This is a genomic window from Kitasatospora hibisci (assembly GCF_043950205.1).
In the GTDB taxonomy this organism is placed as follows: Bacteria; Actinomycetota; Actinomycetes; order Streptomycetales; family Streptomycetaceae; genus Kitasatospora; species Kitasatospora hibisci.
On record NZ_CP171642.1, the window covers coordinates 48,233 to 71,897 of the forward strand.

The 23,665-nt window shown below is 67.5% G+C and carries 18 protein-coding genes and 3 pseudogenes; 9 read left to right on the forward strand and 12 right to left on the reverse strand.

The window, feature by feature from the left end; translation table 11 throughout:
- Positions 1–46 precede the first annotated feature (46 nt).
- Entirely contained in the window at positions 47–1,267 is a 1,221-nt protein-coding gene (locus ACF9IK_RS00190; protein ID WP_395292194.1) for an IS256 family transposase, read from the reverse strand.
- Between the two features lie 121 nt (positions 1,268–1,388).
- Here ACF9IK_RS00190 and ACF9IK_RS00195 point away from each other — a divergent pair.
- Positions 1,389–1,664, forward strand: a pseudogene (locus tag ACF9IK_RS00195) (transposase); the annotation flags it as partial.
- A gap of 326 nt (positions 1,665–1,990) precedes the next feature.
- Here the strand turns inward: ACF9IK_RS00195 and ACF9IK_RS00200 are convergent.
- The 4 genes from ACF9IK_RS00200 to ACF9IK_RS00215 form a co-directional block, all read right to left on the reverse strand.
- The gene (locus ACF9IK_RS00200; protein ID WP_395292195.1) at positions 1,991–3,226 is read right to left on the reverse strand and encodes an MFS transporter; all 1,236 of its coding nucleotides are present in this window, start codon (positions 3,224–3,226) and stop codon (positions 1,991–1,993) included.
- A 1,599-nt stretch (positions 3,227–4,825) separates the two neighbouring features.
- On the reverse strand, positions 4,826–5,665 hold the full coding sequence (locus ACF9IK_RS00205; RefSeq protein WP_395292196.1) for an IS5 family transposase: 840 nt from the start codon (positions 5,663–5,665) through the stop codon (positions 4,826–4,828).
- Between the two features lie 375 nt (positions 5,666–6,040).
- Positions 6,041–6,505 (reverse strand): hypothetical protein, encoded by a 465-nt coding sequence (locus tag ACF9IK_RS00210; protein WP_395292197.1) that lies wholly within the window; start codon positions 6,503–6,505, stop codon positions 6,041–6,043.
- A 124-nt stretch (positions 6,506–6,629) separates the two neighbouring features.
- Positions 6,630–8,273, reverse strand: a complete 1,644-nt coding sequence (locus ACF9IK_RS00215) for an alpha/beta hydrolase (RefSeq protein WP_395292198.1) — start codon at positions 8,271–8,273, stop codon at positions 6,630–6,632.
- 579 nt (positions 8,274–8,852) lie between these two features.
- Here ACF9IK_RS00215 and ACF9IK_RS00220 point away from each other — a divergent pair.
- From ACF9IK_RS00220 to ACF9IK_RS00230, 3 genes are all read left to right on the forward strand, one after another.
- Positions 8,853–9,230 (forward strand): transposase family protein, encoded by a 378-nt coding sequence (locus ACF9IK_RS00220; protein WP_395292199.1) that lies wholly within the window; start codon positions 8,853–8,855, stop codon positions 9,228–9,230.
- An 86-nt stretch (positions 9,231–9,316) separates the two neighbouring features.
- Positions 9,317–10,537, forward strand: coding sequence for an IS256 family transposase (locus ACF9IK_RS00225; RefSeq protein ID WP_395292194.1), 1,221 nt, complete (start codon positions 9,317–9,319; stop codon positions 10,535–10,537).
- Positions 10,538–10,860: 323 nt separating this feature from the next.
- Positions 10,861–11,448, forward strand: coding sequence for an SMI1/KNR4 family protein (locus ACF9IK_RS00230; RefSeq protein WP_395292200.1), 588 nt, complete (start codon positions 10,861–10,863; stop codon positions 11,446–11,448).
- Between the two features lie 175 nt (positions 11,449–11,623).
- Here the strand turns inward: ACF9IK_RS00230 and ACF9IK_RS00235 are convergent, their stop codons facing one another.
- Positions 11,624–12,124 (reverse strand): hypothetical protein, encoded by a 501-nt coding sequence (locus ACF9IK_RS00235; RefSeq protein ID WP_395292201.1) that lies wholly within the window; start codon positions 12,122–12,124, stop codon positions 11,624–11,626.
- Between the two features lie 146 nt (positions 12,125–12,270).
- Between ACF9IK_RS00235 and ACF9IK_RS00240 the strand changes: the two genes are divergently transcribed.
- Entirely contained in the window at positions 12,271–13,359 is a 1,089-nt protein-coding gene (locus tag ACF9IK_RS00240; protein WP_395292202.1) for an IS630 family transposase, read from the forward strand.
- A gap of 207 nt (positions 13,360–13,566) precedes the next feature.
- Positions 13,567–13,920: a hypothetical protein gene (locus tag ACF9IK_RS00245; protein ID WP_395292203.1), complete on the forward strand. Its 354-nt coding sequence runs from the start codon at positions 13,567–13,569 to the stop codon at positions 13,918–13,920.
- Positions 13,921–14,032: 112 nt separating this feature from the next.
- Here ACF9IK_RS00245 and istB read toward each other — a convergent pair whose 3' ends face one another.
- Positions 14,033–14,806, reverse strand: coding sequence for an IS21-like element helper ATPase IstB (istB, locus tag ACF9IK_RS00250; RefSeq protein WP_395292204.1), 774 nt, complete (start codon positions 14,804–14,806; stop codon positions 14,033–14,035).
- A 59-nt stretch (positions 14,807–14,865) separates the two neighbouring features.
- Here istB and ACF9IK_RS00255 point away from each other — a divergent pair, with 59 nt between their 5' ends.
- The gene (locus tag ACF9IK_RS00255; RefSeq protein WP_395298425.1) at positions 14,866–15,144 is read left to right on the forward strand and encodes a hypothetical protein; all 279 of its coding nucleotides are present in this window, start codon (positions 14,866–14,868) and stop codon (positions 15,142–15,144) included.
- Positions 15,145–15,184: 40 nt separating this feature from the next.
- Here the strand turns inward: ACF9IK_RS00255 and ACF9IK_RS00260 are convergent, their stop codons facing one another.
- From ACF9IK_RS00260 to ACF9IK_RS00275, 4 genes and pseudogenes are all read right to left on the reverse strand, one after another.
- Complete coding sequence (locus ACF9IK_RS00260; protein ID WP_395292205.1) at positions 15,185–16,216, reverse strand: Mu transposase domain-containing protein; 1,032 nt, start codon at positions 16,214–16,216, stop codon at positions 15,185–15,187.
- A gap of 142 nt (positions 16,217–16,358) precedes the next feature.
- Positions 16,359–18,188 carry a group II intron reverse transcriptase/maturase gene (gene ltrA, locus ACF9IK_RS00265; RefSeq protein WP_395292206.1) on the reverse strand — a complete coding sequence of 610 codons (1,830 nt, stop codon included), beginning with the start codon at positions 18,186–18,188 and terminating at the stop codon, positions 16,359–16,361.
- Positions 18,189–18,695: 507 nt separating this feature from the next.
- On the reverse strand, positions 18,696–19,916 hold the full coding sequence (locus ACF9IK_RS00270; protein ID WP_395292194.1) for an IS256 family transposase: 1,221 nt from the start codon (positions 19,914–19,916) through the stop codon (positions 18,696–18,698).
- A gap of 294 nt (positions 19,917–20,210) precedes the next feature.
- A pseudogene (locus tag ACF9IK_RS00275) lies at positions 20,211–20,582 on the reverse strand (IS21 family transposase); the annotation flags it as partial.
- Between the two features lie 310 nt (positions 20,583–20,892).
- Here ACF9IK_RS00275 and ACF9IK_RS00280 point away from each other — a divergent pair.
- Positions 20,893–22,254 carry an ISL3 family transposase gene (locus ACF9IK_RS00280; protein ID WP_395292207.1) on the forward strand — a complete coding sequence of 454 codons (1,362 nt, stop codon included), beginning with the start codon at positions 20,893–20,895 and terminating at the stop codon, positions 22,252–22,254.
- Here ACF9IK_RS00280 and ACF9IK_RS00285 read toward each other — a convergent pair.
- Entirely contained in the window at positions 22,217–22,339 is a 123-nt protein-coding gene (locus ACF9IK_RS00285; RefSeq protein WP_395292208.1) for a hypothetical protein, read from the reverse strand. The two genes, ACF9IK_RS00280 and ACF9IK_RS00285, sit on opposite strands and share 38 nt — an antisense overlap.
- An 87-nt stretch (positions 22,340–22,426) precedes the next feature.
- Here ACF9IK_RS00285 and ACF9IK_RS00290 point away from each other — a divergent pair.
- Positions 22,427–22,624: pseudogene (locus ACF9IK_RS00290) on the forward strand (transposase); the annotation flags it as partial.
- Positions 22,625–23,665 lie beyond the last annotated feature (1,041 nt).

Consider the following 23,665-nt stretch of genomic DNA (forward strand, 5'->3'; position numbering starts at 1 on the left):
CTTGGGTCGTGTCCCTTGACGTGGTGTAGTGGTCGTGCGCCAACGGTCATGAAACGGGCGGGAGTTCGTCGCGGGTGCGCTCGCCGGGGTAGATCTGGTCCATGCTTCCCTCGGGCAGGTAGCGGCGGGGGAAGGCGATCCATTCGTCGTGCATCTCGAACAGCACGGCAGTGACCAGCCGCAGGAGCGCATCGTCGTTGGGGAAGACCTGGACGACGTCGGTGCGGCGTTTGATCTCGCGGTTGATCCGCTCCAGTGGGTTGGTGGACTGGATCTTCTTCCAATGTCGTTCCGGGAAGCCGGCGAAGGCGGTCAGGTCGTCCTTGGCCTCCAGCAGCATCGCTTTGACCTTGGGGAACTGCTTGCCGAGCATCTCGGCGACGGTGTCCAGCTGGGCCCGGACCGCGGCCTCGGCCGGCTGGGCGAAGATCGTGCGGATCGTCGCGGCGACCATCTCACCGGCCTCCTTCGGGATGATCGCAAAGGCGTTCCGCAGGAAGTGAACGCGACAGCGCTGATAGGCGGCGCCGAGCATGACCTTGCGGATCGCCTTGACCAGACCGCTGTGGTGATCGCCGATGACCAGCCGGACCCCGGACAGGCCGCGCTCGCGCAGGGACCGGAGGAACTCGGCCCAGAACACCTCGGTCTCGCTGTCGCCCACCATCACCCCGAGCACCTCGCGGCCGCCGTCCTCGGTGATCCCGGTGGCGACCACCACGGCCCGGGAGGCGATCTGGTGGTTCACCCGGGCCTTGCAGTAGGTGGCATCGAGGTAGATGTAGGGGAAGCGGGTGTGGCCCAGGGGCCGGATCCGGAAGGCGGTGAGCTGTTCGTCCAGGTCCGCGCAGATGCGGGAGACCTCGCTCTTGGAGACGCCGGTGTCCGCGCCGAGGGCTTTGACCAGGTCGTCGACCGAGCGGGTGGACACGCCCAGGACGTAGGCCTCCATGATGACCGCGTAGAGCGCCTGATCGATCCGGCGACGTCGTTCGAGCAGGCTGGGGAAGAAGCTGCCGGTGCGGACCTTGGGGATGGCCAGGTCCAGATCGCCGGCCTGCGTGGTGAGCGTCTTGTCGCGGTGGCCGTTGCGCCAGGTCGTGCGGGCCTCGGTGCGCTCGCCCGGCTCCGCGCCGATCCGGGCGGTGGCCTCGGCCTCGATCAGCTCCTGCAGCATCCGCTGGGCGAGGACCCTGATCAACTCGATTCCGTCCGCCGTACGCAGTGACTCCATGACGCGGAGTAGGTCAGACTGGGACAAGGCCATCGCGTACCTCCCGAGTGAACTCGCCGTTCTACTCAGAGAGTTGCGCGATGGCTGCCCCATGACCAGGGGTTACTCCAAGATCTCTGCTACACCACTCCACGGGACGCCATCACGTTCGGGCCGCCCGGAGATGCACGTGACCCACGAGACCATCTACCAGGCCCTGCACTCCCGGGACCGCGGCGACCTACAGCGCGAGCTCACCAAGCGGCTCCGGACAGGACGTTCACTGCGCCGCCCGCACCGTCTCTCCTACAAGCGGGTCAACCGCCCGATCAAGAACATGACGATGATCAGCGAGCGGCCCGCCGAGGCCGCCGACCGCACCGTCCCCGGCCACTGGGAAGGCGACCTGATCCTCGGCAGGGACGGCAAGTCCGCGATCGGCACCCTGGTGGGGACAGTGACGGTCAGCGAGACGGAGGTGGGCCTGGTCCGGAATCACAGCTGCCGGGGCAATGCAGCTACTGGGAGGCCGAGCCGGGCAACCCCAACGGCGGCGGCACCGTCCTGCTCGGCGTCGCTTGGTACGACCCGGAGTTCTTCGACGACCGGCGCGACGCCTGGTTCGGCGCGATGCACCAGCGGATCTACCAGCAGCTCGGCCTCCCGCTCGAGGACATCACCGTCACCCACTGGTCCCTGATCGCCTGATTTGAGACCCCAGGACGCACGAAGGGCCGGACTCCCCGATGACGTAGGAGTCTGGCCCTTCGTACGTCCTCAGCCGGCCAGGCCCACGGGCGCCGGCTCCGCTTCCGGCAACGGCGTGCGGGCTTTCGCCCACCACACCACCACGGCGCACCCAGCAAGACCCGCCACGGCTGTCGCCAGGCCGCCTGAGGTGAACCCGGCCCTCGGGTGGGCCGCAGCCAAGGCCGGGATCCCCACCATGGCGAGCGTGCCCATGCTCCGGGTGATCGTCTGGTCGACCGTGAGCAGTCGGCGTCGCGCGGCCGGAGGGAACTGCGCGAGGTGCGTGGACAGTGCCACCGCCAGGAACGGTGACACGGCACCGTACGCGGCCGACACCGCCACCAGCTCGGCCACCGTGCGGACCGACCCGGTCACCGCCATCAGCACCCCGGAGACCGCCCACGCGACGCAGTAGAACGCCGGCAGGTACCGCGGCAGCCGGACGTTCCCGGCCACCGCGTTCCCGACGATCGACCCGGCCCCCGTGGCGGCCAGCATCACGCCGTAGGTGCCGACCCCGCCGCCGAGCCGCACCGCCACCAGCGCCGGCATCACGATCGACACCGACCCCGCGAAGATCGCGATTCCGTGGACAGCCAGCACCACCCCGGTCTCCGGATGCGTGCGCACCAGGGCCCGGGCCCGCGGCACCAGCACCGGCGCGGCCGTGGCACCGGCCGGGGCAGCCTCCCGGCGGCGCGCAGTCCCGGCCCCCAAGCCAGCCAGTGCGACGGCGGACAGCGCGAACGTGCCCGCGTCCAACCAGAACAGCCCGCCCATCGGCATCACCGCGAGCAGCACACCGGCCGATGCGGGGCCGGCGACCCGCGCGATCCGAGCGGTCAGGTCCATCAGCCCGTTCACGGCCTGCACCTCACCCGACCGCACCAGGTCCGGCACCAGCGCCCCGAGGTTCGGATCGAACAAAGCCCCGCCGACCCCCAGCAGGCCTGCCGACAACAGCAGCCCCGGCGTGCCGAACACCTCCCACGTCCACGGCAAGCCGGCGACCAGCACCATCCGCGCCACGTCCACCACCGCAAGCGCGCGCAGCGTCGTGAACCGCTCCATCACCCGCCCACCGACCGTCCCGAGCACGACGTACGGCACCGACTCCGCGACGGCCACCAGACCCATCGCCGCGCCACCGGACCTCTGCCACGCGAGCCACATCACCGCCAGGGCGTACAGCCGGTCACCGAACACCGACGCCGTCTGCGCGCCCCACAGAAGAACAACCGGGCCCCGCCGCAACAACCGCACGTACCGCAAGATCTTTCGCCCTCCGGAAAGCACGAAGTCCCGGCAACAGACTCGCCACCGGGAACTCCCGCAACCCTAGGGCAACGTGAAGATCACCCGTCGCAGACTCCCCGATCGCCACAGACACCCGGCCCGGCCCAGACCGCGCCGTATCCGCCGGGGCCACCCGCTCGTTGAACCGGCCGAGCGCCCCGACCAGGGCGCGCGGCTGCGCCTGCTCCACACCGCCCGGCACGTACACCCCCACGGCCCGGGCACCGCACGGTGAAGCCCCCGGGCGGCCGGGCCGTACACAGCCCGGCCGCCCAATGCACCCGCCGCAGCGCCGACAGTCGTGATTCTGCCCCGCGTTCCCGCAGGCATTGCTGGCGATCCAATCCCGATCCCGGTCACCGACGCGCCTGCCGGGCAGGCCACGGCCGCAGCCGCTTTCGCGCTGCGAGTGGCACTGCCACCGGTCCTCGACATGATCAGCAGTGATGGAGCTGCTGTTCCGGGACTTCGTCGTCCGCGGCGACCTCGCCACCAGTCGCGCAGACCTCATCGACTACCTGATGCTTGAGAACTACGAGCGCCGGGACTTCAACATCATCGAACGCGCGCGCGGCCTCAGCGAACTCCTCCAGGCCTGCGACGGGGACGCTGCCGAAGTCGCCCGCCGCCGAGTCAAGGACCGCTCCTGGGCTGGCAACCAGATCGCACTACTCATCCTGCCTGCGAATCCATCAGATGCTGATCGACGGCACCATGGCAGAGGGGTACGCCCGCCGGCTTGCCCGCGCTCTCAGGGACGACGCCTCACTCGGCGTCGCCTCGCTGCTCGCCATGGCCGAGCAGCTGAAGAGTCAGGAGAAGGACCGCCGGGAGCACGAGAAAGACTCCTGGCAGCAGCCAAGGCCAATGTGTTGTCCGCGGACAACACGCCTCAGGCCGAAGCCCCGCTCGATCCGACGAGCACCATGCCGTACCCCAGTTGGAGGGCTCAGCAGGCGCCGCCGCAGGCGCTGCGGCGGCTGCGGACCCGGGTGCTGCGGAACGGCCGACTCTGGCGAGAGCATGTTGTCCGCGGACAACATCCCCGAACAGCGAGCCGCTGTAAGCGAAGCGCCGACGGCCAGCCCGCGGTCGGCCCGCGCCATCGACGGGGACGCGGGCTCCGTGTTGTCCGCGGACAACACGTCCGCTGCATCGGAAGCCGGACAAGCCTCGGTCGCCACCGGCCCGACGCCGGCGGAGCTGGTTCAGGTACTGAGGGCCACCGCCGCGGAGCAGGCGGCCACGCTCCGGGCCGGTCTCGCGGACGCGGCGTTCACCGCTCCACACTAGGAGCTGCACACGAAGCTCTGATCCTCCAGCGCGTTGTCCGCGGACAACACCACGCCGACACAGAGACCAAGGGCATTTCATAGTCCCGGTGATCGTGTGAGTCCGCACGTCGCGGCGATGCGAGGTTTTCGGGCCGGGCTGTCGCTAACGCATCGAAGCTCCGGTTGAACGGGGTGGCCTTCCCAGCTGACGAGGCGTTCCTCGTCCAGTTCGTGCAGCACTGCTCTACTGATCTCAGAGGGCATTTGATGTGAACGGATTGCCCTTTATGCCCTAGTAGGTTCCTCGCCAGGTTGGTGTGGTCTCGTCCGTTATGCGCTTGGTGAGGTTGTCGATCGAGGCGATGTGGATCATGGCTTCGGAGCTGGCCGGTAGGGTCTCGTAGTCGCGTGCGAGACGGCGGCGCAACATGAGCCACCCCAGACTTCGTTCGACTACCCAGCGCCTTTTCACGACGTGGAAGCCGCGGACGTCGGATTTTCTCGCGACGACTTCGACGTCAATTCCGAGGCCGGCTCCGTGCTCGATCATGGCGTTCTTGAAGCCGGTGTCGACCCAGCTCTTGGAGATGCTCGGGTAGGTCTTCTTGGCCTGGTTGAGGAGTCGGATTCCCAGGGCGTTCTCGGACAGGCTCGCGGCGGTCACGGTCACGGCGAGGAGCAGGCCGATGGTGTCGGTGAGGATGCCGCGCTTCCGGCCGACGATCTTCTTTGCGGCGTCCGTTCCCTGGCTGGTCAGGGGCACGTTGGTGGAGGTCTTTACGCTCTGGGTGTCGATCACCGAGGCGGTCGGCTCGGGCCTGCGCCCCTCCTTCACGCGGGCCAGGCCGGTCAAGTCGTAGTTGAGTTCCGCGAACACGCCCTCGTCGCGCCAGGCCGCATAGTAGGCATAGACGGTGCCGTGGTTCGGGAAGTCGTGGGGAAGGTATTTCCAGGGGATTCCCGTACGGTTGATGTAGAGGATCGCGTTGAACACGTCGCGCAGTTCGACCTGTGCCGGCTTGCCGGTGGGCCTGCGGTCGAGCCGGGCTTTCCTCCAGGCCGTCAGTTTCGGCTCGATCAAGGCCCATCGGGCGTCGGACAGATCACTGGGGTACGGCTTCCGCTGGCTCACGACACAGCGTCAGCACGGCCGTGGCGGAGGATGCGGTTCCGCTGCCACTCGGGCGGTTCTATGACTTCTTCAAACCAGACGGACTTCAGTGCCCAGAAGCGGATGAGACGGACCCGGGCTCGCTCTGCCCCTCCGGTGGCGTACTTCGTCTACCGGTCAGATCGGGGCAGATCAGGACAGTGGCAAATGTTACATAGCGGATTACTAATATCAAAATGCCCACTCAGTTCGTGCAGAGTCAGGGAGGCGTCGGGCGCTTCGTGGCCTGGGCCGCTATGGGAGTTTCTGTCACCAGCCTCCATGGTCGGGGCGATGTCTGCGGTGGGTCCCGGCGGAGAGCCCCCTGGGTTGGCTGGGGCCACCGGTAGGGCTGGGCTAGGACGTGGGCGTGGCCGGGCCGGTGGGCGGTTTCAGGCAAGGGGTGGTGACGCCGAGGACCATGCGGTTGTCGCCGGCGGTGCTGGAGACGTCGACGACGTACCTGCTCTCCGGGTGGCGGGCGGTGACGATCGAGTTCGGCTGGTTGGCGGCCGTCTCCTGGTAGGTGGAGATCTTGAGTCCTTCGTTCGTGAGAAGGTCCCGGAGCTTGTGGACGACGTCGTTGTGCCGGGCGTTGGGGACGGTGCTGTGGACGGCGTAGGAGAGTGTGAAGCGGTCGTCGGGTGCGGATTCGCCGTTCTTGCCGACGCATGAGGTGAAGACGGGGTCGGCGTGTTCGTCGTTGATCTGGATGCCGGCGACCTGGGCCAGGTGCTCAGTGAGCTGGCGCGCCCAGGAGAGTGCCTCGTCGCGGGACTTGACAGGCAGAGGCGCATCCTTGCCGTTGCTGGAGTTCGCCATGCAGGCTCCAAGAGTCGAGACCATCAGTGCTGCTGCCACGATCCGCTTCAGGGCGGTGTAGGGGGCAGACCGGTGGATGTGTGGGCTGGGGGTGGCCATAAGGGGGTTCTCCCGGTCGGGCGGCTCAGTGGGGAAACGAGCCCCAGAAAGGATCTTCCTTGGGGGACGTGGTGGGCTTCTGGCCGGCGATGATCCTGCCCTGGTTGAGCACGCTTTCCGTGTTGTCGTCCCAGTAGCCGCCGTGACCTGTGGTGTCGATCTTGATGTTGTTGCCACCGAATCCCGTGATGTGGGGGCTGGGCCCGAGCGAGAAGCCCCCAGCGAGGCGGGTGGCGTCGTCCGTGGCCTCCCCGACCCAGAGGTGATCCGGATTGACGGTCAGCTGGTCCGCGACCAGCACCCCCATGCCAGGGCTGCCGAGAGTCACGATGTCGTCGGCCTGCAGCCCGCCCTTCTCGCTGTCGGCAACCCCGGCGGCGAAACTGCCGTAGCTGTGTGCGATGTAGCTGAGGTGGGTCTTCGGCTCGCCGTGCGCCACCCTGAGGCCCTGGGAGAAGCGCCGCATGTCGTCCGCGGCATCGAGACCGCGCATCGGGTTCCCCGCCTTGAGGATGTGTTCCGGCGTGTCGTAGCCGAGGTAGGAGATCACGGAGACGGTCTCGCCGGCCTTCGCGAACCGCTTCCCGTAACCCTGGAGCTGGCGAACGCGGTCGATCTGCCCGGGGACGCCCGGTAACTCGGTGTTCGTCCCCGGTACGAAGACCGAGGTGTGCGTGGCCTTGTCCGGGTTCCCGGTCGCAACGATTGCGCGTCCGTCACCGCCGTAGGCCTCGGGGTCGATGCCGAGCAGGAACATCTGGTGTTCCTCGTCTTTCGCGTCGGCGGTGTCCTCAAGCTTCTTCTTGATCTCCGCCAGTGCGGCCTTGCGCTGGTCGTAGGTCGCCTGGTCCAGGCCGAGCGCAGACGCAGTGCCAGCCTGCAGGGCATCGAGCTTCTGGTCCAGCACGAGCCGGTTGGCTTCGTCGCGCACGGTCGCGGGCAGGCCGTCCAGGTTGCCGATCTTGGCCGCGTTCAGAGCGAGGTAGGTCTCCTGCTGGTCGGCTGTGAGTCCCTTCCACCACTCGGCGTTCTTCTGCGGATCCTTGCCGTCCGGCACGTAGGCGTCGGTCAGGCCAAGGTCGTTCATCACGTCCGCGGCATCAGTACGCGTCTCGGCCACCGACCCGTTCGCCCGCTGGCCACTCAAGATGTCCCCGCTCAGCCGCCCAAGGGCCGTGTTGCCCTGGTCACTCGCCGTCTGAGCATCCTTCAGCGCCTGGTCGATCCGACCCTGGAACTCTGCCTTGAGGCCCATCAGCTCACGGCGCGCGGTCTGGGCGTCCGGGTCGTTGCGCTCCTCAGGAGCCTCAGCCGGCAGGCGGACCACCCCGTCCGCAGACACTGTCAGACCAGAGTCCTGAGCCCGGTGCACTGCATTCGTCAGATTCGTCTGTGCCTGGAACATCCGGTCGGCGACCGTGTTCAGCGTCAGCGCGGCCGCCTCCGCCTCCACCCGGACAACATCCAGCTGTTGCTCGGTATGCGCCATGAACGGAAACGCCGCCTGCGCGTCAGCGCCGTCCCAATGCTGATGCAGCGGCCCGTTCACCTGATTGCGATGGCGCGAGCCCGCACTCTCTGCGGCGTGGGCAAGGGCCTTCCAGTTCCTCGCGACATCCCGCAGCCCCTGCGGATCGAACTTCACCAACAGTTCGTAGAGACCGCTCACTGCTTCGCCCCCTGCTGGCCCCAAGAGCCAGCCACCGCCTGCTCGTTGCGGCTGTGGGCATCAGCGTTCGTGTCCAGGTTGGTCGCCGTGGACGCGATCCGCTGCTGAAGCGCGGCGAGTGGCGCACTCCAACTGCTCCCTAACTGTCCGACCCCGCCGGCTATCGACCAACCGGCGAGCTGGCCAGACGCCGTTGAAGCCGAGGTCAGCGCCGCCTGGACGGGCTTCCCGATTTCCTCGGCGAGGGCCCTCGCCACCTGAGCCGATGCATGCAGTTCCTGCGGAACAACGCTGACGCCAGCCAACGAATCTCCCCCCAGAGACGACCCGATGCGATACGAACCGCACCGGAGCTACAAGGCCACCATACGCTGCGCATCCAATCGAATACTTAGGCGACACGTATGTTTCCGTCCCACCACGCCGCAGGAGATCGGAGCACTGGCTGAGCGGCATATATGCGCGCCGATCGCGGAAGGGTGCGGGGCTGGCGATCTCGGCGACGGGTGAAAACTGGTTCTGGATCACTTTCCGTGCCAGAGCCACGGAGCGTCACCGAAGCCGCGATCATGAACGGTCGTGACTGACGATCTCCTCCAAGACCTCTGGCTCCATCGCAGCGCCGACGTCGCGGTCAACACCCTGACCATCCGCGCCGACCGCGTCACCGTCCACGCCGCCACAACCGGTGGCGAGGCGGGCTGTCCGTCATGCGGCACCGTCTCGACCCGGGTGCACAGCAGTTATGTGCGGCGGTTGGACGACAGCGCGGCAGGCAGGCGCCGGGTGGTGGTCGAATTACGGGTCCGCCGGTTCCGCTGCCGTGAACAAGCTTGCCCCCGGGCCACCTTCGTCGAGCAGGCGGCGGGGCTGACCTTCCGTCACGGGCGGCGGAGTCAGGGCCTGCAGACCGCGCTGCAGCAGCTCGCCCGGATGGCGTCCCGTGGAGTGGTGTAGCAGAGATCTTGGAGTAACCCCTGGTCATGGGGCAGCCATCGCGCAACTCTCTGAGTAGAACGGCGAGTTCACTCGGGAGGTACGCGATGGCCTTGTCCCAGTCTGACCTACTCCGCGTCATGGAGTCACTGCGTACGGCGGACGGAATCGAGTTGATCAGGGTCCTCGCCCAGCGGATGCTGCAGGAGCTGATCGAGGCCGAGGCCACCGCCCGGATCGGCGCGGAGCCGGGCGAGCGCACCGAGGCCCGCACGACCTGGCGCAACGGCCACCGCGACAAGACGCTCACCACGCAGGCCGGCGATCTGGACCTGGCCATCCCCAAGGTCCGCACCGGCAGCTTCTTCCCCAGCCTGCTCGAACGACGTCGCCGGATCGATCAGGCGCTCTACGCGGTCATCATGGAGGCCTACGTCCTGGGCGTGTCCACCCGCTCGGTCGACGACCTGGTCAAAGCCCTCGGCGCGGACACCGGCGTCTCCAAGAGCGAGGTCTCCCGCATCTGCGCGGACCTGGACGAACAGCTCACCGCCTTCCGGATCCGGCCCCTGGGCCACACCCGCTTCCCCTACATCTACCTCGATGCCACCTACTGCAAGGCCCGGGTGAACCACCAGATCGCCTCCCGGGCCGTGGTGGTCGCCACCGGGATCACCGAGGACGGCGGCCGCGAGGTGCTCGGGGTGATGGTGGGCGACAGCGAGACCGAGGTGTTCTGGGCCGAGTTCCTCCGGTCCCTGCGCGAGCGCGGCCTGTCCGGGGTCCGGCTGGTCATCGGCGATCACCACAGCGGTCTGGTCAAGGCGATCCGCAAGGTCATGCTCGGCGCCGCCTATCAGCGCTGTCGCGTTCACTTCCTGCGGAACGCCTTTGCGATCATCCCGAAGGAGGCCGGTGAGATGGTCGCCGCGACGATCCGCACGATCTTCGCCCAGCCGGCCGAGGCCGCGGTCCGGGCCCAGCTGGACACCGTCGCCGAGATGCTCGGCAAGCAGTTCCCCAAGGTCAAAGCGATGCTGCTGGAGGCCAAGGACGACCTGACCGCCTTCGCCGGCTTCCCGGAACGACATTGGAAGAAGATCCAGTCCACCAACCCACTGGAGCGGATCAACCGCGAGATCAAACGCCGCACCGACGTCGTCCAGGTCTTCCCCAACGACGATGCGCTCCTGCGGCTGGTCACTGCCGTGCTGTTCGAGATGCACGACGAATGGATCGCCTTCCCCCGCCGCTACCTGCCCGAGGGAAGCATGGACCAGATCTACCCCGGCGAGCGCACCCGCGACGAACTCCCGCCCGTTTCATGACCGTTGGCGCACGACCACTACACCACGTCAAGGGACACGACCCAGGTCAGTGGGGAAGTCGGTGTCGGACACCCGCTCATGGTAGATCGCACACCTGTGTGATCAGTGGAGCGGCACCCCGCCCGAGGCACGGCCGGTCCGGGCAGCGGAGTCCAGCGCGTCGGCGAGCGCGGACAGCTCGCACCGGAGGTCGCCGAACACCGTGGCGGTCCTCGTCCCAAACTCGCCCGCTGCAGGCCTGCCTGCGGTGGCAAATGGCCGACGCCTGCCCTCCCGGCATCCTGGCCACGCAGCGGACCTGCTCGTCTGGCAGGCTGCGATCCATGATCGATCTCCCGCGTGTCGGCATCAGCCCGGTGGTCGCTTCGGTGACCGAGTCCTGGAAGCTCATCGACGCCTGGCTGGCGAAGCACGCGCCGACCAGTCTGGCCGAGCTCCGTCCGCCCGCATCGCCCGACGCCATCGGCCGGGTCGAGGAACAGCTCGGGTTCGCGCTTCCCGCCGACCTGCGCGAGTCGTTGCTGTGCCACGACGGAGACGACTCCTACCTCCGGGTCCTTCCGTGCGGCCCCCTGTACTCCACGGAGAAGATCATCGAGATCCGCGACATGCGGATGGAGATCTGGGACGCCGACGATCCGGACGAGCAGGACACCCCGTGGTGGGGATCGCTGTGGGTACCGTTCGCCGGCCGCGACGGCGACGAGCACTTCATCGACGCCGGCCAAGGCCTGTGGCAGAACCACCTCGGGCGGGCCCCGCACGACGACTCCGCCCACTTCGTTGGCTGGCCGAGCCTCGCCGCGTGGCTCCACTCCGTGGCCCAGGCGATGGAGCACCACGACGACCGTGACTGGGTTGGACCGGCCTACCGGCCGATGCTCCGCAGCGACGGGACCGTCGACTGGTAACCCCGCCGCCGGACCAGGATTCACCGCCCCGCGGCGGGCCGGCCCGCCGCAGGGCGGCGCGGACGGCCCGCCTTCTCCAGGGCGTGCTGGAGTTCGTCGCGGCTCATGGGGAGCGGCCCGGGATGTCGAGGTCGGTGGCGCGTTTGTAGAGCTCAGCCTTGGTGAGCTGGGACAGCTACTGCTTGCCCGTGGCGCTCGCGCGCTTCTTGCCCGCTGGCCTACTGACGGTGGGCTCCTTGGCCGAGGTGCTCTTCTTGCCGCCGGTGGCCCTCGGGGCCCTGGCCGCTCCGGCCGGCGCCTTCCGGCTGGCGGACCTCGGCGTCTTCTCGGCGGGCTCGGGCTTGCGGGCGCTGTCGAGGCTGCGGCGCAGGGCGTCCATGAGGTCGATGACGTTGGTGGCCTCGGGGGCGGGGCCGGCGGAGACGGCGATCTCGCGGCCGGCGAGCTTGTCCTCGACGAGCTTCTTCACCTGCTCCTCGTAGGTGTCGTGCCAGTCCTCGGGCCTCCAGTCGATCGACAGCATGCCGATCAGCTGCTCGGCGGTCTTGATCTCCTGCGTGGACAGTGTGACCTGCTCGGGGAGGTTGCCGACCTCTGCGAGGGGGTCGCGGACCTCGTCGGCGAAATGCACGGTGTGAAGCTCCAGCAGGCCGCCTTTCCCGGAGTCCCATGCCACGGGGGGCGGGTTGTGCCGCAGGTTGCCAGCTGAATCAGTGACCATGTTGACCATCGAGTCGCATACGGACTAATTCGTCGGCTGGGCCATGTCGCGCTTCGCTAGTGTCCCGAGTCTCAGGAAGTCTATAGAAGTATGCTGATCTCATGGCACGCATGGGACGGCCGACGGCCGAGGTGGTTCTGACCGACGACGAGCGTGAGACGCTGCTGCGTTGGTCCCGGCGGGCCACCTCGGCCCAGGCTCTCGCGTTGCGCTGCCGCATCGTCCTCGCCTGTGCCGAAGGGCTGTCAAACACGCAGGTGGGAGCAGGCCTCAATATTCATCCGACCACCGTGGCCAAGTGGCGCAAGCGGTTCGCCGCGGACCGGTTGGAGGGGCTGGCGGACGAGAAACGCCCTGGGCCGGCCCGGACGGTGAGCGACGAGCAGGTCGAAGAAGTGGTCGTGCGGACGCTGGAGACCACGCCGAAGGGCGCCACGCACTGGTCGACCCGCGAGATGGCCAAGGAGATGGGGCTGAGCCAGTCGACCGTCTCGCGGATCTGGCGCACCTTCGGTCTCAAGCCCCACCTCACGGACACTTTCAAGCTGAGCAAGGACCCGCAGTTCATCGAGAAGGTCCGCGACGTCGTCGGCCTGTACCTGGATCCGCCGGAGCGGGCCATCGTGCTGTGCGTGGACGAGAAGTCGCAGATCCAGGCGCTGGACCGCTCGGCACCCGTCCTGCCGATGATGCCCGGCATGCCCGAACGCCGCACCCACGACTACCTGCGTGGCGGTGTCACCACCCTGTTCGCGGCACTCAACACCGCTACCGGCGAGGTCATCGGCTCGCTCCACCGGCGCCACCGCGCAACGGAGTTCAAGAAGTTCCTCGCCAAGCTCGACAAGGAAGTCCCCGCCGAGCTCGACGTCCACCTGATCTGTGACAACTACGCCACCCACAAGACCCAGGCGATCCAGAAGTGGCTGCTGGCGCACCCCCGATTCCACATGCACTTCACGCCCACCAGCTCGTCCTGGCTCAACCAGGTGGAGCGCTGGTTCGCCCTGCTGACGGACAAGCAGATACGCCGCGGCGTCCACAAGAACGTCCAAGCCCTGGAGAAGGACATCCGCGACTGGATCGCTCACTGGAACGAGGACCCCAGGCCGTTCACCTGGACCAAGTCCGCCGACGAGATCTTCGAACGCCTCGCCGGCTACCTGAACCGCCTGCCAACCAAACCCTAATTATGAAGTGGTTCTAAGACTCAGGACACTAGGTCGCCTGCTACTGGCCTGCGCTGCGAGGCGCGGGGCGCCCACTCCGGGAGAGGTATTGAACGCGTTCAAAACATGTGCCAGGCTGGCTGCATGACAATTCGGCTGAAGGTGGTGGCACGGGGAGCCGCACTGGGCTCTCTGGTCACTGCTGTACCCACGTTGCTAGGAGGCTGCGTGCTGCTCGCTGGTCTTGGCGGGCTCACACTGAAATCGATCGGTGTCCTTGCAGCCTTAGGAGCGGCACCGGGACTGCTGCCGGGCGCCGCCATGGGGGTTGCACTGGCCTGGTCACCACGGACAGTTTGGGACCGGGACGCCCACCGCAGCCTGCTGGCCGGCACGGTGGCTGCCGGCACCTTCCTCACCGAAACCATCCCCCCCGCCATCGCCACCGATGACGGGCGTTTGATGGGACTGGGGCTGCTCGGCACGCCCGTATTGCTGATCACCGGATGGTTCCTGAGCACCCCGATCACTACACCGCTACGCCGCGCACAGAGGTCAGAGGAGTTGTCCGAGCGCCAATAGGCGACGTCGAGTGTCAACGGCCATGTAGTTGCCCAGGTGGGCGGTCAGGGGTTGTCCGGGCTGGTGGCCATCAGAAATCCATGCTGATGGCCGTGGTGTTCCAGGGAGGTGGTCAGGCCAGGGGGACGACGCCCTTGCCAGCGAGGGCCTCGGCGAGGCGGTGGGAGTCGCCCTTGGTCAGCACCAGGTGAGCGTGGTGCAGCAGCCGGTCGACCGTGGCGGTGGCGAGGGTCTTGGGCATGATCGTGTCGAAGCCCGACGGGTGGATGTTGCTGGTCACTGCGATGGACCGGCGTTCGTAGGCGGCATCGACGATCCGGTAGAACGCCTCGGCCGCGTCGTCGCCAGCCGGGAGCATGCCGATGTCGTCGACCACGATGAGATCGCAACGGCAGATCTTCGCGACGGTTCGGGCGGTGGAGCCGTCGACCTTGGCCTTGTTGATCGTGGCGGTCAGCGATTCCAGGGTGAACCAGGCGACCTTCAGGTCCTTCTCGATCGCCGCGTGGGCCAGGCCCTCGGTGAAGTGGCTCTTGCCGGTGCCCGACGGACCGGCGATCACGAGGTTCTCCGCCCGGCCGATCCATTCGAGGGTGGCGAGCGCGTTCTGGGTTGCCTCGGGGATGGCGGAGTCCTCGGTCAGCCAGGAGGCCAGGGTCTTGCCGGTGGGGAAGTTCGCCGAGGACCGGCGGAGCCGGCGGGTGGCCGCGTCGCGGCCGACGACCTCTTCGTTGATCAGGACGCGCAACACTTCTGCCGGGTCCCAGCGTTGTGCGCGGGCGGTGGCGAGCACGTCGGGAGCGGCCTTGCGTAGATAGGGCAGCCGCATCCGCCGCAGCAGCCGGTCGAGCTCTTCAGGCAGTGCCGGGGCATGGGGAAACATCATGAACGCGGGTTCCTTCATCGTGGTGGTGGCCCGCCGGATAGCCTCGGCGGGTGATCAATATGCAGGTGCGCGAATTCGGGGATGTGGTGTCGCGGGCCGGGTGCGGGCTGGACTGGGATTCCGCGCTCGCCGGCCTTGATCGGGAGGAGTTCCCGATCCTCACGGGCGTGTGCCCGTATTCGGACACGGTCTTCAACAGCTGGCAGCGGCCCAACCTTTTGGCGGAGATCGACCGGTTGCCGGCCGAGCGCGGGGGCCCGTGGGTCCAGGAGATCCGGACGCTGTGTGTGACGGCTGACCAGGCCCCGCACCGGTATGTGTGGCTTCTCGGCGACTGACCATCTCCTGCCCAGCCGCCAACTTCCCTTTGGGAGTTGTCTATTGGCCCAAGGCCTGCCAGCCTCCGGTGCCGGGCTGGACGGAGTGTGCCTCGTCCGCGCGGACGGTGATGCCGACCGAGGCCGCAGCGTCGAGGTGGTCGATGATGGCGGGCAGGTCGTCGTCGGCGAACCGGCCGTGCATCGCGGCGAGTCCGAGGGCCTGGTCGACCAGGCCCTCGCCGACCACAGTGGCCAGTTCGACCGCGCGGGCCATCTTCGAGCGGATCCTTACCGCTCCGGCGGGGCCGGCCTCGATCAGCCAGCGTTCCGCGCCCGGCCCGATCGCGAGGAAGGCGATCTCGGCCTCGGTCCTCGGCTTGGGGATGGGGCGGTGGACACTGCGGCCGTCGGGGTGGCCAGGGTAGTGCTCGTCCAGGATCCGCGGGGCGCCAGGGGTGGAGATGCGGTGTCGGACGAGTTCGACCAGATCCGTGCTCTGACGGGCGGTCACCACCAGTTCCTCGCCGACGATGCGGCACCAGACCTTGGTGCCGACATGACCCGGTGGGGTCGAGTAGCGCACGGAGGCGAAGCTGATCGTCTGATCGTCGTTGACCAGGCGTTCCTCGCCGAGCGCGAGCGCGAACGGCTCCTCGGGCAGCCGGTGCAGCAGACGGCGTTCGATGTGGAGGCGGTCGGCGGGGATCTGTCCGGTGGAGCGGTGGCGGCGGTTGTTGACCTGCTCGCACCACTGGTCGCAGGCCTTGGCGAGGTCGGCGAAGGTGGCGTACTGGCCGCGCAGGTTGGCATCCGTGGGCACCAGGTCGGCCTTGGCGATGCGGACGGTGGCCTCCGCGCCGCCCTTGGACTCGGGGTCGTAGGGGACACAACTCTCCACCTGGCAGCCGTAGTAGCGGCCAGCGGCGATGATCTGCGGATGCCGGACCGCGATCCCCGCGATGTGCTCGACAGTGACCGTCTTCGCGTTGTCGGTCAGCACGTAGGTCGGCGCCCCGCCCAGCCGGCGGAGTGTGGTGTCCAGGCAGGACACCAGAGTGCCGAGCGTGCAGTCCCAGACCGGGATCACCACCCGGAAGCGGGACCAGGCCAGCCAAGCGCAGAACAGCCAGGTCCGCCGCCCGTCGATCTTCGGGCCCTGTCGGGTAGCGGGGACGCATTACTGCGTCCCCGCCCCCTCAGAACCGGGCGAGCGGGTTTCCCCGCACCTCGGCTCAAGCAAGCCCCGAGGGCATTGCGGTGGATGGAACCGAACTCCTGCGCTGCCGGGCCGTCAGGCTCCGGTTGCAGGAGGCATGAACCAGGCGTGTTCGGTTCCCGTCCGATCGGCCGTCCCGCCCGTGGTGGGTGAGATAGTCACCGGCGATCGCCCGTTTGACGACATTCAGCCACCACCGTTCCCAGTCCCGGGGGGACTGCGGGGGCTGGTGGGGGCTGAGCAGGTGGTCCCCGCAGAGCAGGCATCGACCGCCCTGCTCGGAGAGCAGGCGCAGGTTGTAGCCGTCCAGCGGAGGAGGCACCTTGCGTCGTCGGGCGGCCCAGTAGTCGGCCAGGTCGGGGTCATCCGGGGATGCCCAACCGGTCACCAGCTGATGCCGGACGATGGGGGTCCAAGAGAACTTGGTCAGGAAGGCGACGTCCCCGCGATCGTTCACGCTGTGATCGCGGGCGCCGAACACCCACCAGTCGTTCCTGAACCTGTTGAACCGGCCGAAGTAGCGGCGAACGATCCACTTCTTCGACTTCTTGGGGTGGCTGTGGCAGGCCCACCGGTAGGTGAGCTTCCACATGTAGTGGTCCAGCCTGCTGAACAGCGCGCTGGACACCACCCCCCGGTAGTAGGCTGCCCAGCCCCGGATGATCGGGTTGAGCTTGGCGATGACCGCCATCGCGTTCGAACCGCGCAGTGCACGCACCTCGTCGGCGAGCCTCTTCCGGATGCGCCTGACCGCGTCCTGGCTCGGTGTGATCAACAGCTTGCCGGGCCTGTCCCCGCGTCGGTAGCGACGCAGGCTGAACCCCAGGAAATCGAAGCCTTCTTCAAGGTGGACGACCTGCGTCTTGTCCTCGTTGAAGACCAGCCCCCGGGGCGCGAGCCATTCGGCGAGCCGTGCCTTGACCTGCTGGGCCTGCTGTTCGGTATGACAGCAGACCACCAGGTCGTCGGCGTACCGGACCAGGATCGGGGAGTTCGCCTTCGCGATCCCGGCGTGAACGCCGCGCTCGCGATAGCGGACCCCTGCGGCCTCCTCCAGGCCGTGCAGGGCCACGTTCATCAACAGGGGGCTGATCACGCCGCCTTGGGGAGTTCCCTCCTCGGTGCGGATGAGCATGCCCTCCTCGACCACCCCGGCCTTCAGCCAGCCCCGGATCTGATCCCTGGCGGGGAACGATCCGAGGTTTTCCAGAAGCCGAGCGTGGTCGATCTTGTCGAACGCGGCCGACAGATCGGCGTCCAGAATCCACACCCGCTGGGTCCTGGACCCTTTGAGCGCGTTGTAGAGAGCGCCGATCGCATCAGCACAGCTCCGACCGGGACGAAATCCGTAGGAACGGGACTCGAACCGGGCTTCCCACTCAGGCTCCAGCGCGTTGCGGACCCGTGCCCGGTGGCACCGATCCATGATCACTGGGATGCCGAGCGGACGCTGCTTGCCGTTGGCCTTCGGGATGAACACGCGCCGGACCGGCACCGGGTCCCAGGATGAGCGGTCACGGTGCACTCGCTCCGCGACCACCGCCCTGGCCTGCGACGACAAGGCAACCTCGCCGTCGATCCCTGCCGTCCGACGCCCGGCATTGCGCTGGGTCACCTGCCGAACGCTGACGAGCGTGTTCGACCAGGAGCCCAGCATCATCTTCTGCAAGGACCGGACACGGGCCCAGTCCTCGTTCCGCGCCGCCTTGAAGATCCGGTGCCGCAGCCTCGTTACGTTCTCCTCGTGGTGACGCCAGACAACGACGTCCCACTCCAGACCGCCCTCGGGTCCGTTCACCTCAACGGTGTCCAACTTGTCCCTCAGTTCGCAAGGTCGCAAGACCATCTGTTCAAAGGCTCACCTGCCCACGTCAGCGCCCTTTCGGGCCCGGTCGGAAGACCGGCATCCGGTCGGTTCCCCGCGGCGGCCGCCTGGAGCGACGGCCCGTTGCCGCGAGTCCCGCTGCCTTTCGGCCACCGGCATCTGCTTCTTGGGCATCCTGTCCCGCCGGGGGATTCCGCCCCTCTTGCGATCGGCCTACCGAACCGGGTGACCGGCTCGGACCCCGACGGGGTTTCCACGTTCCGCGTACGTGAGATGCGACCGGGGTGGGTGCCTCCTAAACCCCGGGGCCAGCGGTGTTCACGCGACCTATGGGGCCAGGGCAGGTCGCCGCTTGCCGCCTCCACCAGCGGCCAGGCCCTATCACCTGGTGTCCTTCCCGCCTTCCAGGCTTGCGATGACGAGGCATCATCAGAGGTTCACTCACGTTCACCCGTCCGGTCTTCCCCTTGCCCGGTTGCTCCCCCGGGTCGTGTCCCTTGACGTGGTGTAGTGGTCGTGCGCCAACGGTCATGAAACGGGCGGGAGTTCGTCGCGGGTGCGCTCGCCGGGGTAGATCTGGTCCATGCTTCCCTCGGGCAGGTAGCGGCGGGGGAAGGCGATCCATTCGTCGTGCATCTCGAACAGCACGGCAGTGACCAGCCGCAGGAGCGCATCGTCGTTGGGGAAGACCTGGACGACGTCGGTGCGGCGTTTGATCTCGCGGTTGATCCGCTCCAGTGGGTTGGTGGACTGGATCTTCTTCCAATGTCGTTCCGGGAAGCCGGCGAAGGCGGTCAGGTCGTCCTTGGCCTCCAGCAGCATCGCTTTGACCTTGGGGAACTGCTTGCCGAGCATCTCGGCGACGGTGTCCAGCTGGGCCCGGACCGCGGCCTCGGCCGGCTGGGCGAAGATCGTGCGGATCGTCGCGGCGACCATCTCACCGGCCTCCTTCGGGATGATCGCAAAGGCGTTCCGCAGGAAGTGAACGCGACAGCGCTGATAGGCGGCGCCGAGCATGACCTTGCGGATCGCCTTGACCAGACCGCTGTGGTGATCGCCGATGACCAGCCGGACCCCGGACAGGCCGCGCTCGCGCAGGGACCGGAGGAACTCGGCCCAGAACACCTCGGTCTCGCTGTCGCCCACCATCACCCCGAGCACCTCGCGGCCGCCGTCCTCGGTGATCCCGGTGGCGACCACCACGGCCCGGGAGGCGATCTGGTGGTTCACCCGGGCCTTGCAGTAGGTGGCATCGAGGTAGATGTAGGGGAAGCGGGTGTGGCCCAGGGGCCGGATCCGGAAGGCGGTGAGCTGTTCGTCCAGGTCCGCGCAGATGCGGGAGACCTCGCTCTTGGAGACGCCGGTGTCCGCGCCGAGGGCTTTGACCAGGTCGTCGACCGAGCGGGTGGACACGCCCAGGACGTAGGCCTCCATGATGACCGCGTAGAGCGCCTGATCGATCCGGCGACGTCGTTCGAGCAGGCTGGGGAAGAAGCTGCCGGTGCGGACCTTGGGGATGGCCAGGTCCAGATCGCCGGCCTGCGTGGTGAGCGTCTTGTCGCGGTGGCCGTTGCGCCAGGTCGTGCGGGCCTCGGTGCGCTCGCCCGGCTCCGCGCCGATCCGGGCGGTGGCCTCGGCCTCGATCAGCTCCTGCAGCATCCGCTGGGCGAGGACCCTGATCAACTCGATTCCGTCCGCCGTACGCAGTGACTCCATGACGCGGAGTAGGTCAGACTGGGACAAGGCCATCGCGTACCTCCCGAGTGAACTCGCCGTTCTACTCAGAGAGTTGCGCGATGGCTGCCCCATGACCAGGGGTTACTCCAAGATCTCTGCTACACCACTCCACGGGACGCCATCCTCCCCCGGACGGAACGGGGGCCCTTGGGCTTCTTCCTCAAGCTCCGCACCCCCAGCAGGCAGGACCTGTGGACGCACGTCGAGGAGGGGACCGATCTCGAACACTGATCAGGAACTACGCACCCGGCATCGCCGGCCTCCAATCTGCGAGTTCACTCGCCATACGCGACTTCGTGTCGCACCTCCCCAGTCGAACTGCAACCACATGGCCGGCTCGGGTATCCAGGGCCGGTAGGTCCGCCGCTTGCCCGCCCGCCAGGCGGTCTTCGCCGCGTTCACCGCCCGCCTCGTCGAGCGGGCGCTGCCCGCATAGCCCATCGCCAGCAGCCGGTCGTGGGCGACATCAGCGCGGATCTTCGCCTTCGACTGCTCGACCCACTCCTCGATCTTCTCCAGGAACGGGTCGATCAGCTTCGGCCTCGGAGCCCGCTCGAACGGGTTCTTCCCGCCGTCTCGGGCCTGGACATACCGCTGGACGGTCTTCGGGTCGCACCGGGCCAGCTCGGCCGCCGACCAGAACGTCCGGGTGAGGTCGTACGCCTCAAGGATTTCCATGATCTCTCTGTCAGACTTGGTCACGAGGCCTCTCCGGACGGTTGCTAATGCACGCAAACATCAGCAAACCGGACCGGAGGGGCCGCACTCGTACAGGCGTGATCAGGAACACTCCGCTGGCCACCCACCAGGAATTCCGGTGGCCATCAGCCGGGACTCAACTGGCCGCCCACCAGGAGCTTCGCACGGCCGCCGTCACAGATCGCACTCGACCTGCTCGCCTGGTGTCGGCGGCGGCTGAACCGTGGTTCTGGATCACTTTCCGTGCCAGAGCCACGGAGCGTCACCGAAGCCGCGATCATGAACGGTCGTGACTGACGATCTCCTCCAAGACCTCTGGCTCCATCGCAGCGCCGACGTCGCGGTCAACACCCTGACCATCCGCGCCGACCGCGTCACCGTCCACGCCGCCACAACCGGTGGCGAGGCGGGCTGTCCGTCATGCGGCACCGTCTCGACCCGGGTGCACAGCAGTTATGTGCGGCGGTTGGACGACAGCGCGGCAGGCAGGCGCCGGGTGGTGGTCGAATTACGGGTCCGCCGGTTCCGCTGCCGTGAACAAGCTTGCCCCCGGGCCACCTTCGTCGAGCAGGCGGCGGGGCTGACCTTCCGGTACGGGCGGCGGAGCCAGGGTCTGCAGGCCGCGCTGCAGCAGCTCGCCCTGGCCCTGGCGGGCCGGGCCGGCTCCCGCCTGGCCGAGACCTTCGCGGTCCCGGTGAGCCGTTCCACGCTCCTTCGGCTGATACGCGCCCTGCCCGATCCGGTGCACGCGGTGCCGCGCGTGCTGGGCATCGACGAGTTCGCCCTGCGCAAGGGCCACGTCTACGCCACGATCCTGGTCGACATCGAGACCCGCCGGGCAGTCGATCTTCTGCCCGACCGCACGGTCGCCACCGTCCGGTCCTGGTTGGCCGACCACCCGGGTGTGAAGGTCGTCTGCCGTGACCGATCGGCCTCCTATGCCGAAGCCGTCCGGCTCGGCGCCCCGGAGGCGATCCACGTCGCGGACCGGTTCCACTTGTGGCAGAACCTGGCCGACGCGGTGGAGAAGACCGTGCTCCAGCACCGTGCTCTGCTGCCCGAACCGGCCCCTGCGGCCGAGTCGGCTCCGGCTGTCGCCTTGGCGCCCGTCAGCTCCGAGCCCCGCCGGACCGGTCGGCTGTCCGACCGGGTCCGCGAACAGCACGCCGCCGTCCACGCGCTCAAGCAGGACGGGTTCAGCCTGCGCGCCATCGGTCGACGACTTGGCCTGGCCCGCAACACGGTGCGCCGGCTGGCCGGCGCGAAGGACCCGGACGAGCTGTTGGTCGGGCGCTGGACCGGACGCACCAGCATCCTCGACCCCTACAAGCCCTACCTCCACCAGCGGTTCGCCGAGGGTCACACCATCGCCCGACGCCTGTTCGAGGAGATCCGGCAGCGCGGATTCCCCGGTCAGGAGCAGATCGTCCGTGTCTACGTGCGTCGACTGAGGGAGGCGTTCCCCAACCAGGACCCGCCCCGACGCAAGGCCTCCGTCAGGGACGTGACCAGCTGGATCACCCGCCACCCCGACCGCCTCCGCGACGAGGACGCCCAGCAGCTCAAGGAGGTCCTCGCCCGAGTCCCGGTGCTGGCCACCACCACCGAGCACGTCAGGGCCTTCGCCGAGCTGTGGCGGCGCGGACGGTGACGCGGTCGGCGCGGATGGTCAGGGTGTTGACCGCGACGTCGGCGCTGCGATGGAGCCAGAGGTCTTGGAGGAGATCGTCAGTCACGACCGTTCATGATCGCGGCTTCGGTGACGCTCCGTGGCGCTGGCACGGAAAGTGATCCAGAACCAGTTTTCACCCGTCGCCGAGACCTGGATGCCCATGCTCGCACTGACCGGCACCGCCCGTCGGTGGGAGCCCAAACGCTTGCGGCTTCGCCTGTTCTCCGCCGCCGCCCAGCTCGTCACCACCAGCCGCCGCCGCTACCTCCGCCTGGCTCGCCACTGGCCTTGGACCGACCTGATCACTACCGCGTTCGAACGCCTGCAAGCCCTGCCGAACCCCGGCTGACCAGCAACAACAACCCTTCCCGACGAGCACCCGACCACTTCCGGAGCCGTGGAACCCGGCGCCCACCCGACGCGCCAGTCGGGCCACCGCCCTGCCCATCACCAGCCCGAGAAGCCGAAGCGGCCCGTCGGATGAACCGACGGACCGTCATGAAAGATCGAGGCTAGAACCCGCGAATTACTTCGAACCCGGGAGCTACTGCCGTCAACTCACGCAGAAGCCCCGCCAGAGCCATCTGGCGGGGCTTCCGTTTTCTCATTTTACCGATACTGCTGAGGATGTTCCCTTGCCATGTGGTAGTTCAGAATCGAGAACCCATCCACGTGGAATCGACGCTGTTCGCCTGGGCAATTCATACCGCACCTGGCTGCTGGAATGAGCAATAGATATCTGCTATGCGCTCAGCTAGCCGGGCATGACCCTGAGCTAGGGACGGCCATTCATCAGCAGTCTAACGACCAGTCCAATCGAGACTTTGTGGCAGCACTCCGTCCTCCCATAGGCGGTCGAGCCTAGCGAAGAGCTTGTACAAGCTCGCGTCGAACTCTTCCCAAGCCACCGGGTCCACCTCCCGCCAGAGGTCAGAGATGATCAGGCCGGGCGGCAGAGGACCGGTTGAGCCGGACATCCTACGGCAAGCAGCACACCATGTGTAGCTGATCACAGCGGGGCGATTCGCATGCTGTGTCTTTCGGAGGTAGGTGCGAACCGATACCTCCCCACACGCAGGGCAAAGCCACTCTGACTGGTCTCGGAGGAAGTTTCGCTCCCGCCCAAGAGTCTCGATTTCTGAAGGCGTGAAGCGCCTTATCTGAGTCATCAACCTGTCCTTCGCCTGAATACGCCGAGCATAGCTTGCCCGAATGTCTCGGCAGCGGACTCTGTTCCACCCATAGATTCCGGCCAAGTGGCGTACATCTGGTGATGATATATCTCGTGGAAGATTGTGGCCACAGCCGTATCCATGCCGGCAAGCCCCATATTAGAAATCTGGATTACCGGGAGCCCTCGCGGGCCCAGGTTCGGCATTCCGTTGCCGTC